Source organism: Salinicoccus sp. RF5 (genome assembly GCF_020786625.1).
GTDB lineage: Bacteria > Bacillota > Bacilli > Staphylococcales > Salinicoccaceae > Salinicoccus.
Genome location: NZ_JAJGRC010000003.1, coordinates 23106 through 36945 on the forward strand (window position 1 = coordinate 23106; position 13840 = coordinate 36945).

Below are 13840 nucleotides of genomic sequence, written 5' to 3' on the forward strand. Positions count from 1 at the left end.
AGGAAATTGAAAGGGTGGAATATATGGAAACAGAATTGAGTTGGACGGGGAGCGTCGGCTTTTCTGGTATCGCCTCGTCTGGTCATGATATCAGAATAGACGGTGCTGAAGAGATCGGCGGAAAGAATGGTGGGGTAAGGCCCATGGAACTGCTCCTCCATTCCGTCGCCGGGTGCAGTGGGATAAATGTTATCTGGATTCTGGAAAAGATGCGTCTGGAACCCGATGCATTCCGGATGGAGCTGAAGGCAGATCGTTCAGACACGCCGCCGAAGCAGTTCACGCACATCCACATCCACTATGCATTTGAAGGGGATTTGCCTGAACAGAAGGTGGGGCGGGCGATAGATCTCGCCAATGACAAATACTGTTCCGTTACGCATTCCCTGAATGCAGAGCTTACTGTAAGCTATTCGGTCAATGGTGTCGATGGTGCACCTCCCGCCTAGAATATAGTAGGAGGACAAAATAAAAAACCTTTCCTGAGTCCATGTGGGCTCAGGAAAGGTTTTAATTTTATTTATTTCCGAAAAACTTCTCTGCTTTTTCCAGGAATGGTTCATCTTCCGGGTTCATTTCGTACTCTTCGACAATTGCGTCTACAGGACAGACAGCAACGCATGCGCCGCAGTCGATGCAGATGTCTGGATCGATGTAGAACTGATCCGGACCTTCTTCGATGCAATCTACCGGGCAAACCTCAACACAATCTCCGGACTTCTCAGCCATACACGGTTGAAGGATAACATATGCCATGGGACGACCTCCTCACTTATATAAAGATATCATTCTGTTGCAACTCCTGATGATACAGGAAACTTATGTGGAAACCTGAAAATGTAAATCATTCTTCAGATGAATGCTATTTTCAGACAGCTTATTATATTTCAATGATAAGGCAAATTTGGGCTGAGGTCAATTTACCAAGTGATTCTTTAAAATAAAAAATTTCAAATCGATCGGTTGGAAAGAAACGCTTCTCTATTCGATTTTGAAACAATAGCTGTTTTCATCGGTCAGAACACCTTTGGAGAAGGTACGTTCGATGAATGTTGCATTGTCATCATGGTCGACGAGAACGACAGTTGAGGACCGGGTGCCATACTCTGGAGTGCTGATGAATGGGGAGGAGAGTTGCCTCTCGAGCGATTCGGGCAGGCCGGTATCGGGCAGATTGTCCTCCGCCTCTTCGGAATCGGCTAGGATGTCGAAGAGAACGTCAACGTCTATTGATTCTGCACTCTGGAGATAATCTTCAAGCCTGCTTCTTCCTTTGACGACTTTCGGCCAAGGTGTATTGAGATGATGGTTGCTGAGGCCGTGCGTATCATCAGGCACGCCTTCAGGGCCGATGCCGTCATTATTCAGGTAGTACATGTCATTCTGATTGCCTACGAGAAGGTTGAAGCCAGAGTACTCATCCTTTTCTGCTTCCAGGGATTGAAGGTACTGTTCTGCGGGCATGTCACCGGTAAGGTAATTGCTCACAAGGGCACCCCGGGATTTCTTGTCGGCGCCATCCATCCCAGGCTTCCTGATGTTCGTCACGGCAGCGAACCGCCCGCTCTTCGTGAGACCGAGCCAGGTGCCGCCTTTGCTCAAGTCCCGGCCGGCGAGGACTTCAGGGTGGTCCTGCCAGAAGTCGGCGGAAGCAGTCGGACGCTCGTAGAATTCATCACGGTTTGCCGCCACGATGAGCTTATAATTCGGATGGTTATTTTTTTGAAAGATTATCAGACACATATGCATCCCCTCGAAATTTAATGTTAGCTTCATCCTACCACGCAGTGGGTAACGAGGCACGTTTGCGGTTTCATGACATATGCATGATTGATATAATGGGGGAAACGAATGTTTGGAGAGGTGACAATGAAGAAATTTTTATGGGTGATACCGATAGTGCTGATCCTTGGTGTGGGGCTCTATTTCCTGATGACTTCGGGACTCTTCCAGAAATCGGAGGAGGAGACGCTCGACCGGTTCACGGAATCCTATCAGAATGAAGATTATGAAGATATATATCCCCTTCTGAGCGCCTCTGCGAAGGAGGAGTATCCTGAGGAGGAAGTTGTGGACCGCAACAGGAGCCTGTACGAATCCCTCGGTGTGGAGACCGCAAAGCTTGAGGACATCGAAGGAGCGGAATCGAATGAGGAGAACGACCAGGAGAAGCGGTATAGCGGAGACTTGGTGCTGGATACCCGATATGGGGAGATGAGCAGGGAATACACGATCGACCTGTCGTACAATGAAGAGGAGAATGACTGGTTCATCGAATGGACGCCGGATATGATCATTCCAGGTCTGGCCGATAACGAATTGAGGATTGATGTCTCCAAAGGACAGCGGGGAGAAATCCTGGACCGTAACGGAGACAAGCTCGCCTTCAACGGCACGAAGGAAACTGTAGGCTACATAGCCGGCCGCTTGGATGAATCTGGGCTGCTTGAAGCAGCGGAAGCACTCGATATGGGGGAAGAGAGTCTCCAGAATATATTCAATGAAGCCTGGATCGAGGACGGCATGTTCGTCCCTGTGAAGGATGCCCACCGCTTTGATGAAGAGACACGGGAAGAATTCCAGGATCTCGGCCTGACGATACAGGAATCACCGGCAAGGGAGTATGCGCTTGAGGACGCCGGATTCCACCTGCTTGGATACATCGGACCGATAACAGCTGAAGAAATGGAGGAGCGTGACGGCTACACCTCCGGTGATATGATCGGAAAAAGGGGGGCCGAACGGCTGTATGAAGACCGTCTGCGCCCTGAAGGAGGACATACCGTCTCGATCGTCGATGAATCCGGCAATACAGTGGAGGAATTGATGAAAGCAGAACCACAGGACGGGGAAGACATTCAGCTGACCATCGATGGCTCCCTCCAGTCGACGATCTACTCCCATCTTGAAGAAGATGCTGGAGCGAGTGTTGCGATGGATCCGGGTAACGGAGAGATGCTCGCGACCGTCAGCTATCCGAGCCCGAGTCCTTATGACTTCATGTTCGGCATCAATCAGGAGGACTATGAGGCGCTTGAAACGGATGAGGACAGCCCGCTGCTGAACAAGTTCAACCGGGCGACATCGCCTGGATCGACGCAGAAGATCCTCACCTCGATCATCGCGATGAACTCGGAAGACTTCGACAAGAACGAGACGATGGAGATTACAGGCAAAGGATGGCAGCAGGATGACTCATGGGGCGGCTATGAGGTGAACCGCTATCATGTGATGGATGAGTCATTCGACCTGAAGAAGGCCCTCACCTATTCCGACAATATCTATTTTGCCCGGACGGCACTTGAACTGGGTGCCGAGGAGTTCACAAGCGGCATGGAAGCACTCGGCATCGGTCAGGAATACGATACGGACTATCCGATCTATACGAGCCAGGTGTCCAATGAGGGTACGATAGAAAGTGATATCCTCCTTGCAGACACTGCTTACGGTCAAGGGGAGCTGATGATCTCACCAATCCAGATCACTGCGATATATGGTGCAGTGTTGAATGGCGGAGATATCTATGAGCCGCATATCCTGGCGGAGTCGGAAGAGAATGTGCAGATCGAAGACATTACAAGCCAGGAAAATCTGGATTATCTTGAAGAAGCCATGCGGGATGTCGTCAGGCTGAACCATCCCGATGATGTTGAACGCCCGTATGCACAGTTCGCCGGCAAGACAGGAACGAGCGAAAACAAGACTTCCCAGGACACCCGGGGCGAAGAGACCGGGTGGTTCATCGGATATGATCAGAATAATAAGGACATGATCATGAGCCTGTACGTGGAAGATGTGGAGGATCGCGGCATGAGCGAGTACTCTGCCAAAAAGTTTGCAGACATCCACGACGAACTGAACGAATAGAAGAAAGTAAAATACCCGGAACTTTTTTAGTTCCGGGTATTTTTGATGAAAACTAAGAGAAAACGTTTTCATTGTAATATTTCCAAATATTCTGGTAAAAAGGGTGGATTTATATGCATTATTATGTATAATTAATAGATATTATCATTCAAACACTTACAGGAGGGGTTAGATGGATAGAGATTTTCTAAAAGACAGCAAACGCGTAGTAATTAAAATTGGCACAAATTCCATTATGAAGACGACTGACGAAATTGATTACCACAAGTTGGACAGACTATCCTTCGTCTGTTCGGCACTCCAGCAGCAGGGCAAAGAAGTGATACTTGTGACTTCAGGCGCTGTCGGTGTGGGTGCATGCACATTGAACATGAAGGAATACCCTGAAAAAACCTCAGATCTACAGGCGTTGGCTTCAGTCGGGCAGGGCGCCCTGATGAACCTCTACAGCCGCTTCTTCCAGCATTACGACCAATATGTTGGACAAATACTGATGACCCGAGACATCATCGACTTCCCAATTTCCTACACAAACTGCAAATCCGCAATCAATTCACTCCTGGAGAGAAAAATCATACCGGTCATCAACGAAAATGATGCGATATCGGTGGATGAAAAGACATACAATAGAAGATTCGGCGAGAATGATACACTGGCTGCGATCGTCACTGAACTCGTGGATGCAGATCTGCTGATCATCCTGAGCGATGTGGATGGTCTCTATGATGAAAATCCTCATACGAACGAATTCGCAAAACTGATTCCAGCTGTCGGCCAGGTGGATACGGATATACTGAGCATGGCCAACGGTACAGGTTCACTGTTCTCTACAGGCGGCATGGAAACGAAGCTTAAAGCGGCCAAATACTTAATAGAAAACAATAAGAGCATGATTATCACAAGCGCGGAAAACCCTGCCCTGATATTCAACATACTCGAAGGTGACGAAATAGGCACGCTATTTAAGAAAAACATACTTGAGACGGCATTGCAAGGGGAGGAGATATGATGGCCCAGACGACAGCGGATATGAACGTCATCCTAAAAGACATGGGAAAAGCTGCGAAATCAGCGGCAAAAGCATTGCGTAAGAGCAGCACCGATGCTAAGAACGAAGCACTCCTGGCCATGGCGGAAGCATTGGAAGAGAACAAATCATTCATCCTTGAAGAAAACAAGAAGGATATGATGCACAGCAAGGAGGCCGGATACCAGGATGCAATGATCGAGCGCCTGGCATTGAACGAAGCACGTATAGAAGGCATGAAGGACGGCCTCAAGCAGATGGCTGCCCTGGCTGATCCGATTGCGAAGACCCAGGACCAGTGGGTGAACAAGGACGGCCTCAGAATCAGCAAGAGGAGTGTGCCGCTCGGTGTCATCGGCATCATCTATGAATCCCGTCCGAATGTGACGGTCGACGCTACAGGCCTATGTCTGAAGGCGGGCAACAGCGTCATCCTGAGGGGCGGAAAGGAAGCGGTCAACAGCAACAAGGCGCTCGTGAAAGTGCTTCAGGAAGGCCTCTCCAAATCATCCATCCCGGCCGACAGCATCCAGCTGATCACCGATCCGTCGAGGGAGCTGGCTGCGGTATTCATGAAGTTCAATGAAGGGCTGGACTGCCTCATCCCGCGCGGTGGAGCGAACCTGATCCAGTCGGTGCTCAAGAATGCCACTGTGCCGGTCATCGAGACGGGTACGGGGAACTGCCATCTTTATGTCCATGAGCAGGCCGACTTTGAAATGGCGGAATCGATCCTGGTCAATGGCAAGACGCAGAGGCCATCCGTCTGTAATGCACTCGAGACGCTCCTGATCGACAGGAGCATAGCCAAAGAAGCGCTGCCGGCGCTCACTGATGCTCTGGTGCAGAAAGGCGTCATCATCCATGGGGATGAGACGGTCTGCAGCATCACCGACGAAGCGGTAGCGGCAGAGAAAGAGGATTATGAGAAGGAATACCTCGGCAATGAAATCGCCGTGAAAGTGGTGGAGGACTATGAAGGAGCGATTGCGCATATCGAAAAGTATTCTTCCGGACACTCTGATGCCATCATTACAGGAAGCTACGAACATGCCCAGAGCTTCCTGAATGATGTGGATTCCGCTGCGGTATATGTCAACGCATCAACACGCTTCACGGATGGTGCAGAATTCGGCTTCGGTGGAGAGATCGGCATCAGTACGCAGAAGCTCCATGCAAGGGGACCAATGGGTCTCGAAGCCTTGACCAGCTACAAGTATGTCGTGGAAGGCATGGGGCAGACGAAGGGGTAGAACGACAGGAGCCAAAAAGGGCCGCGGGATCAGATCCCGCGGCTTTTTTAGTATGTGCAGTAATGGACCGGGACATGAAATTGCATATAAAAAAACCTCCTCTCAAAAGAGAGGAGGTTTTCCATTAACATAAACTTACTAAAATATTATCTAAAATATTATTAGAGTTTAACGATGTTAACAGCTTGTGGTCCACGCTGACCTTCTTCAACGCTGAATTCTACAGCTTGACCTTCGTCAAGAGTCTTGTAGCCTTCGCCTTCGATGTTGGAGAAGTGAGCGAATACGTCGTCTCCGCCTTCAACTTCGATGAAACCGAAACCTTTGTCTGCATTGAACCATTTAACTGTACCTTGTGTCATATAAATGACCTCCAAAAATAAATTTAATAATATCTTAAGCGCACTAACACATAAAAAAATTCACACGTTACAAAAAGTACCGGCCAAATCACGATTACTCTTTGTAACATGTGAATTAGATACTGCTTTGCATTACTTAAAAATCTTATTACAGTTACTATACATCATCCTGAGCATCCTGTCTACCATTAGTGCTAAATAAGTTGAAAAGAATTACGCCGCCTTCTTCAGAAAGGCGGCGCAACAGTATTATTCCTTATTGACGGAAGCATCGTAGATCGTATCTACAGCCTCCTTCAATTTCTGGTCGAACTCCTGATCCGACTGGTTGACGTTCAGATCTGAAGCGAGTGCACGGGAGAAGCTGGCGATGAGGCCATCGTTCTTCTTGAGTTTTTCATTCGCTTCGTCTCTTGAGTAGCCGCCGGAGAGGGCGACGACCCGGAGGACCCTTGGATGCTCGATGAGTGATTTGTACTCATTGGCATTCGTTGGGATTGAGAGTTTCAGCATGACCTGCTGGTCATCCGTGAGCTGGTCAAGATGCTTTTCAATCTCTTCTTTAAGGATCTGCTCGGATTTCTCCTTGTTGTCGCTGTAGACGTTGACTTCAGGTTCGATGATCGGCATGAGGCCTGCTGCCAAAATCTGTTTGCCGACTTCAAACTGCTGATCTACGACTTCCTTGATGCCTTTTTCATTCGGTTCAAGGATGTTGGAACGCATCTTCGTACCGAATACGCCTCTTTCGTTCGCACGCTCAAGCAGCTTGTCGAGTTCCGGAATCGGCTTCATGAGCTGTACGCCGTCCTTTTCGTCGGCAAGTCCCTTGTCGACTTTAAGGAAAGGCACGATGCCTTTGTCTGCAAGGTACTCGGAAGTGTACTTGCCTTCGATCTCCCTGTCCATCGTCTGTTCGAACAGGATGGCCCCAAGAATCTGATCCGAATTGAATGAAGGGGAAGTGATGATGCGTGTGCGCATCTCATGTACAAGGTCGAACATTTCGTCCTCGCTTGAATAGGCATCCTCCTGGACACCATATGCGAGCAGTGCCTTTGGTGTACTGCCGCCACTCTGGTCGAGGGCTGCGATGAAGCCTTTTCCATTCTTGACTTTGTCGAATTGTTCCTGATTCATGAATTCCACTCCTTTGGTATATTGATCCATCAATCTCTCTATTCCCTGAATTGCACGTCGTATAACAGGATTGCACCCTTTTATTATGTCACTACTGCACCGGAAAACTCAACAGATATGCAGGCATACGACAGAAAATGAATTTTCAGATTTTATCCGATTCATGGTTGTAAAACGCTTTCATGTCATTTATACTTTAGTAAATCGTTTTAGTGAAACGGTTTACTAAATCGAAGGAGTGTTACATGAAAAACGTGACGATCAATGATGTCGCCCACGAAGCGAATGTTTCCAAGAGCACCGTATCCCATTATCTGAACGGTCATTTTACGAAGATGGGCCCGGAGACCAGGGAGAGGATTGCGCGGGCGGTCCGCAAGCTGGACTACAGTCCGAATCATATAGCGAAATCCCTCAAAAACAAACGGACGATGACGATCGGGGTGATCGTCGCCAATATTCTGCATAACTTCTCGACGCGGGTGATCAGGAGCATTGAGGATTTTGCACATGGACATGGATATCATGTCATCGTCTGCAACACGGACAACAGTTCCGATAAGGAGGCAGATTACATCCGCATGCTGATGGCCAAGCAGGTCGATGGGCTGGTGGTGATTCCCACCGCCAAAAATGAAGCGCTTTTTATGGAACTTGCCGAAAAGGGATATCCCGTCGTATTCGTCGACCGGTATATAGAAAACGTCCCGATCCAGGCCCATATGCTGGATAACAGGGTGTCGGTCATGATGGCGTTCGACCATCTGTCGGAGAGGGGACACCGGGAAATCGGTTTTCTTACCGAGCCTGTCGAAGCCATCGTCGCAAGGCAGGAGCGGTATGATGCATATCTTGAGCTCTGCGGTTCATACGGCATCCGCCCGATACCCATCCAGGTGAAGAAGGAGGGGATGGTGCCGGCACTGGATCAATCGGCTGCACAGGGCAGCCTGCCTGAGTCCCTGATCGTCGCCAATGACCTGGCGCTGTTCGAACTGCTGAAGATGGCAAAGCAGAGGGATATTCTGGTTCCCGAGGAACTGTCCATCATCAGCATCGATGACATCGAATTTGCGGATTTTTTCAATCCGGGCATCACCGTCATCGCCCAGCCGGCAGTGGAAATCGGTACCGCCGCCGTCAGTGCGCTATTTGAAATGATGAACGGCAGCAAAAATGCATCCGGAATAGAAAGGTTCCAACCATATCTGATAGAAAGGGAATCGGTGAAACAATATGAAGGTCAATGAAATTCTCTCAACAGTATCCAAAGAAGCAATGGAGGTAATCAGCAGGGTGAGCAGCACAGAGCTTGAGCAGCTTGCACAGGAAGTGGAAAAAGCGGAGAGCATATTCATCTACGGCAACGGCCGCAGCGGACTCGTCGGGAAGATGATTGCCATGCGCCTGATGCACAGCGGTTATCGGGTCCATGTCGTCGGAGAGACGACAACCCCGGCACTTGAAGCAGGAGATCTGCTGATTGTGCTCAGTGGTTCGGGGAAAGGCCAGACAGTCGGAAGCATGACGGACAAGGTGGCTGATATCGGTGGCAGAAGTGCAATCGTTACAGCATCCCCGGACGAGGCACTGAAGGCGCAGTTCGACAGTGTGCTGTTCATTGAAGCGAGTACCAAGAACAACGACATACCAACGATCCAGCCGCTCGGCAACCAGTTCGACCAGTCGATGCATCTGATTTTGGATGCGATGGTCATCCACCTCAATACTGCATCAGGCAAAAGCAGTGAAACGCTGAAATCGAAACATTTCAATCTGGAATAGGGGAGTGTATTGAATGAAAAGAACAATCATCACATCAGTACTGCTTGCCATAGTGGTCATACTTGCCGGGTGCAGCGGTGGAAGCGCACCGGATGCAGGGGCAGGGGAACCGATCAAGATCATTGCTGCACACAACCAGACATCAACGGAGAACCCATATCACGATGGGCTGCTGAAGTTCAAGGAAGTCGCAGAAGAGGAGTCGGACGGAAGGATCACTGTGGAAGTCCATGCAGGCACCATCGGTACAGCAGAATCGGAATTGGTGGAGAAGCTGGTGATCGGAGCAGCCGATGTCGTCCTGGTTTCACCGGGGTTCATGACCCAGACGGGCATCCCGGAGTTCGACTTCTTCGCACTGCCCTACCTCTTCGACAGCTATGAGCATTGGGAGCGGGTGGTGGATGGACCGGTCGGTGCGGATATTGCAGAGATGGTCAACGAGAAATCGAACAATGATTTCAAAATGCTCGGCTACTGGTCCGCAGGTGCAAGGCACTATTACGGCAAGAAGCCGCTTGAGGAGATGTCCGATCTGAAGGGCATGACCATACGGACGCAGGCTTCCGGCGTAGTGGCCGATTTCTGGCAGCAGGCCGGTGCAATCCCGACTTCCGTTGCGTGGGGTGAGCTGTATCAGGCGCTTCAGCAGAACGTCGTGGACGCCTCCGAGAACGCCTATCCATATTTCGTCCAGCAGAACCACCACACGACGCGGAACGGACAATATATCACCGAAACGGCCCATGACTACACGACGCGCTTCCTGCTGGCCAATGGTGAACGGTTCGACAAGTATCCTGAGGATATCCAGCAGATTCTGCTTGAGGCTTCAGAGGCTTCCGTCGAAGCCGAAAGGGAGTCACTGATGGCCCAGGAAGAAGAGTACAAGGAAATCGCTTTGGAAGCAGGCGCTGAGGTCAACCAGATCGACACGGAGCCGTTCAAGGAGATTGCAGCGCCAATCCAGGACGGGCTTGCAGAGGAACTGGACATGGAAGAGACGCTTGAGGAAGTCAGAAGCCTCGAATAAATAATATGGGTAGTGGAAGGTGGAAAAATGAAAACAATCATACAATCGGTTGAAAAAGTGCAGATTGGACTCGGGATATTCTTTTTGCTCGTCTTCTTTCTTGCGACACTGCTCCAAATCCTGACCCGCTTCATGGGCTGGTCGGTCATCTGGACGGAGGAGCTCGCGAACTACAGCTTCATATGGGCCATATTCATGGGAGCTGCTGTAATGGTGAACCGGAAGGAGCATTTTACGTTCGATTTCCTTCAGGTGAAGCTGCCGCGGAAAATGAAGCTCTATCTGGATATCTTCATAGACGTCCTGCTGCTGGCATTCAACATTGTGCTGCTGGTATATGGCGTAGTCATCCTCAGCCACTTCTGGCACTACACGTGGGAGACGCTGCCGTTCCTCAAAAAAGGATATGTGTGGCTGTCGCTGCCGATAATGTCGGCGACGATGCTGCTGTATTCGGTTGGACATATCGGCAGGGCCTGCGGCTACTTGAGGAATCTGAATGGAAAGGGGTTGGATAGCTAGTGGGCTATATACTTGTTGCCGTCTTCATACTGCTATTGGTGATCGGTGTACCGATCGCCTTCGTCATCGGCATTACGGCTCTGCTCGGCATCATGACGATTCCCGACATTCCGGGGCTCATCGTGCCGATGAAGATGCTGAACGGACTGGATTCATTCGTCCTGTTGGCCGTACCACTGTTCATTCTGGCCGCAAACTTGATGAATTCCGGGAAGATATCAGAAAAGATGATCGATCTTGCACTGGCGGTCGTCGGTCCGCTCAAAGGTGGACTTGCACAGGCAAACGTGCTCGTATCGATGATGTTTGCGGGTGTGTCGGGTGCTGCCCAGGCGGATACCGCGGGTACAGGGAAGGTCCTCATACCAAGTATGATCAGGAACGGGTATGACCGTGAGACTGCCGTCGGCGTAACGGCGGCATCCTCCACAATCGGTGTGGTCATTCCGCCGAGCATCCCCATGATCATATTCGCCGGCATCGCTAATGCATCCGTCGGCGCACTGTTTCTCGGGGGCATCATCCCCGGCATCCTGATTGGTCTCGGCATGATGATATTCATATATTTCATCTCCGTCAAAAAGGGGTATCCGACATTCAAGCGGGTACCATTCAAGGCGCTGATGAAAAAATTCTTCGTCGCATTTCCCGCCCTGCTGACGATCGTCATCATCATCGGCGGCATCACGACAGGGATCTTCACCGCTACGGAGTCGGCGGCCATCGCTTCGATCTATGCGCTCCTGATCAGCATGTTCTACTACAGGACGCTCCGTCTCAAGGATCTGCCGAAGATCATATTTGATACACTGTCACTCAGTGCGCTCTCGCTGTTTGCACTGGCCACGGCGAGTGCACTTGGTGAACTGCTCAGCTACTACCGACTCGGCACGCTGGCACAGGAATTCTTCACTGAAAACATCGGGGCGAAATGGCTCTTCCTGCTGCTGATCATCGTGTTCTTCCTGCTAGTGGGTACATTCATGGATGCGATACCGGCCATGATCCTGTTCGTTCCGATCGTATTGCCGGCAGCAGAAGCATTCAGCATAGACCCGGTACACCTCGGCATCATCGTGGTGCTGACACTGGCGGTCGGACTGGCGACACCGCCGTATGGCCTGTGCCTGCTGATTGCCAGCAAGATCGGAGGGCTGACGGTGGAACGGTCATTTGCCGCCGTCATCCCATATCTTCTGATCATACTGGTCGTATTGCTGCTCGTCGCTTTCGTACCTGCTATAGTATTCATTATTCCAGACATGTTTGCTGAAGGAGGCTGAATGAAAGATGAATGAAGTTTATGATGCATTGAATACATTTCTCGTAGACGAAAGCGTAGTGGGGATGGGATCCGGATCGACGATCGAAGGATATATCCCTTATATGAAGGAACACGTCGACAGGTACAGCCTGGATGTGGCCTTCATCCCCACCTCGAAAAAGACTGAAGACCAACTGAAACGCCATGGGCTCGCCGTCGTCCACCATGCAGATCGGATGCCCGTCACGATAGACGGGGCGGATCAGTTCAATGAGACGCGCATGGTGATAAAAGGGGGTGGCGGCTCACTGCTCAGGGAGAAGCAGGTCGGATACTTCTCGGATCAGATCGTCATCATCGCCCATCAGGACAAGAAGGTGGAGGATTTCAGCGGCACTGCGATTCCGGTTGAGATCAACACCTATCTGTATGAAATGACGGTCGGGACGATCGAGGAAAACTTTGGTGCGGAGACTGAAATGCGCACCAGGGAGGATGGCCTGTTCATTACGGATAATGGGAACTACATTGTGGACTGCCATTTCAGTGACCCGCAGGATATGGACCAACTTCATAATGACCTTGTGGCCATCCCGGGTGTTGTAGAGACGGGGATCTTCAACAGGAAGATCAGGCACATATTCAGTTTTGATGACCAGGGCGCCTATCAGGAATATGCAAAAGACCGGTAAGGAGGATATCATGGAACTTCAGATTGCGCTCGATAGAATGAGTTATGATGAATGTTTTGAAACGTTGGAGGAAGTGTCGGACCATGTCGATATCATCGAGGTGGGCACAGGCGTCATCAAGGAGTACGGCCTCGGCATCGTCCGCGACATAAAGGATAAATATAAGGATAAAAAAGTGCTCGCCGACATTAAAATATGTGATGCCGGCAGAAGTGAAAGTGAAGTCGCTTTCTCATACGGAGCGGATATCATCACGGTCATGTCGTTTGCCGACAGGAAGACAATTATGGACTGTTTGGAAGTGGCGTCAGGAGAGGACAGGGAAGTGGTTGTGGACCTTCTGAACCATTCCGGTCCGAAGGTGCTTGAAATGCTCAAATCAATCGGCGCCGCTTCGGTCAGTGCCCATATCGGCAAGGACCAGCAGGGCGAAGCGGCGATGTCGGAGCAGCGTTTTGCCGGCCTTGAATCCTCCGGCTTCAGGATCTATGTGGCAGGGGGCATCAATGAGGACAACCTGACAGATTATATGCCGCTCGATCCTGCTGTCGTGATCGTGGGCAGCGGCATTACGAAGGCGGCGGACAAAAAAGGAAAGGCTGCACGCATCAGATCGCTCATGGAGTGATGCGTGCGGCGGGGACGGGCAGAGATGCCCGTCCTTTTTGTATGGAAAGAATGGTTAAAGACAGGTAAATATTCTTTAAGATTATGTAAATTTCCATTATAAGATGTATTGATGTGATTAAATGGAGTATGAGGAGACGGAGAGCTGCAGAATCCAGTACGTTTAAGTGGGGAAGGGCATCTTCCGGGGTATGTGTATGGTAGAGATGCATGAACACCCCGGAGCAGCGGAAGAATGGGGACATGGAAGTCCCGGACGAATACACTG

General features: G+C 50.3%; 15 protein-coding genes. 11 read left to right on the plus strand and 4 right to left on the minus strand.

Translation table 11 applies throughout. From position 1 onward, the window contains the following. Positions 1 to 23 precede the first annotated feature (23 nt). A complete protein-coding gene (locus LLU09_RS09315) occupies positions 24 to 449 on the plus strand; it encodes an OsmC family protein (protein ID WP_094906973.1) in 426 nt (141 codons plus the stop codon). Positions 450 to 516: 67 nt separating this feature from the next. On the opposite strand, the gene LLU09_RS09320 is transcribed toward LLU09_RS09315, so the two are convergent. Together LLU09_RS09320 and LLU09_RS09325 are read right to left on the minus strand one after the other, a co-directional pair. Continuing rightward, a complete protein-coding gene (locus LLU09_RS09320; protein ID WP_040105771.1) occupies positions 517 to 756 on the minus strand; it encodes a ferredoxin family protein in 240 nt (79 codons plus the stop codon). Positions 757 to 981: 225 nt separating this feature from the next. Next, positions 982 to 1743 (minus strand): NRDE family protein, encoded by a 762-nt coding sequence (locus tag LLU09_RS09325; RefSeq protein WP_094906955.1) that lies wholly within the window; start codon positions 1741 to 1743, stop codon positions 982 to 984. A gap of 126 nt (positions 1744 to 1869) precedes the next feature. Between LLU09_RS09325 and LLU09_RS09330 the strand changes: the two genes are divergently transcribed. The 3 genes from LLU09_RS09330 (at position 1870) to LLU09_RS09340 (ending at position 6147) form a co-directional block, all read left to right on the plus strand. Further along, positions 1870 to 3867, plus strand: coding sequence for a penicillin-binding transpeptidase domain-containing protein (locus tag LLU09_RS09330; RefSeq protein WP_228311503.1), 1998 nt, complete (start codon positions 1870 to 1872; stop codon positions 3865 to 3867). A gap of 172 nt (positions 3868 to 4039) precedes the next feature. Next, positions 4040 to 4876 (plus strand): glutamate 5-kinase, encoded by an 837-nt coding sequence (gene proB, locus LLU09_RS09335; RefSeq protein ID WP_228311504.1) that lies wholly within the window; start codon positions 4040 to 4042, stop codon positions 4874 to 4876. Then, complete coding sequence (locus LLU09_RS09340; protein ID WP_304612939.1) at positions 4876 to 6147, plus strand: glutamate-5-semialdehyde dehydrogenase; 1272 nt, start codon at positions 4876 to 4878, stop codon at positions 6145 to 6147. The genes proB and LLU09_RS09340 overlap by 1 nt, the downstream gene beginning before the upstream one ends. Positions 6148 to 6308: 161 nt before the next feature. Here LLU09_RS09340 and LLU09_RS09345 read toward each other — a convergent pair whose 3' ends face one another. Further along, positions 6309 to 6509, minus strand: coding sequence for a cold-shock protein (locus LLU09_RS09345; protein ID WP_031546097.1), 201 nt, complete (start codon positions 6507 to 6509; stop codon positions 6309 to 6311). A gap of 249 nt (positions 6510 to 6758) precedes the next feature. Further along, entirely contained in the window at positions 6759 to 7649 is an 891-nt protein-coding gene (locus tag LLU09_RS09350) for a fructose bisphosphate aldolase (protein ID WP_228311505.1), read from the minus strand. A gap of 245 nt (positions 7650 to 7894) precedes the next feature. On the opposite strand from LLU09_RS09350, the gene LLU09_RS09355 reads away from it, so the two are divergent. From LLU09_RS09355 to hxlA, 7 genes are read left to right on the plus strand one after another with little or no spacing between them, the layout of a single operon-like run. Then, entirely contained in the window at positions 7895 to 8899 is a 1005-nt protein-coding gene (locus LLU09_RS09355) for a LacI family DNA-binding transcriptional regulator (protein WP_228311506.1), read from the plus strand. Beyond that, positions 8886 to 9434: a 6-phospho-3-hexuloisomerase gene (gene hxlB, locus LLU09_RS09360; protein ID WP_040105776.1), complete on the plus strand. Its 549-nt coding sequence runs from the start codon at positions 8886 to 8888 to the stop codon at positions 9432 to 9434. The genes LLU09_RS09355 and hxlB overlap by 14 nt, the downstream gene beginning before the upstream one ends. Before the next feature lie 13 nt (positions 9435 to 9447). Next, a complete protein-coding gene (locus LLU09_RS09365) occupies positions 9448 to 10467 on the plus strand; it encodes a TRAP transporter substrate-binding protein (RefSeq protein WP_228311507.1) in 1020 nt (339 codons plus the stop codon). A gap of 27 nt (positions 10468 to 10494) precedes the next feature. Continuing rightward, positions 10495 to 10989 carry a TRAP transporter small permease gene (locus LLU09_RS09370; RefSeq protein ID WP_228311508.1) on the plus strand — a complete coding sequence of 165 codons (495 nt, stop codon included), beginning with the start codon at positions 10495 to 10497 and terminating at the stop codon, positions 10987 to 10989. After that, positions 10989 to 12272 (plus strand): TRAP transporter large permease, encoded by a 1284-nt coding sequence (locus LLU09_RS09375; protein WP_040105779.1) that lies wholly within the window; start codon positions 10989 to 10991, stop codon positions 12270 to 12272. The genes LLU09_RS09370 and LLU09_RS09375 overlap by 1 nt, the downstream gene beginning before the upstream one ends. Before the next feature lie 7 nt (positions 12273 to 12279). After that, a complete protein-coding gene (rpiA, locus tag LLU09_RS09380; protein WP_228311509.1) occupies positions 12280 to 12945 on the plus strand; it encodes a ribose 5-phosphate isomerase A in 666 nt (221 codons plus the stop codon). Positions 12946 to 12955: 10 nt separating this feature from the next. Then, positions 12956 to 13573, plus strand: a complete 618-nt coding sequence (gene hxlA, locus LLU09_RS09385) for a 3-hexulose-6-phosphate synthase (RefSeq protein WP_228311510.1) — start codon at positions 12956 to 12958, stop codon at positions 13571 to 13573. The last annotated feature ends 267 nt before the right edge of the window (positions 13574 to 13840 follow it).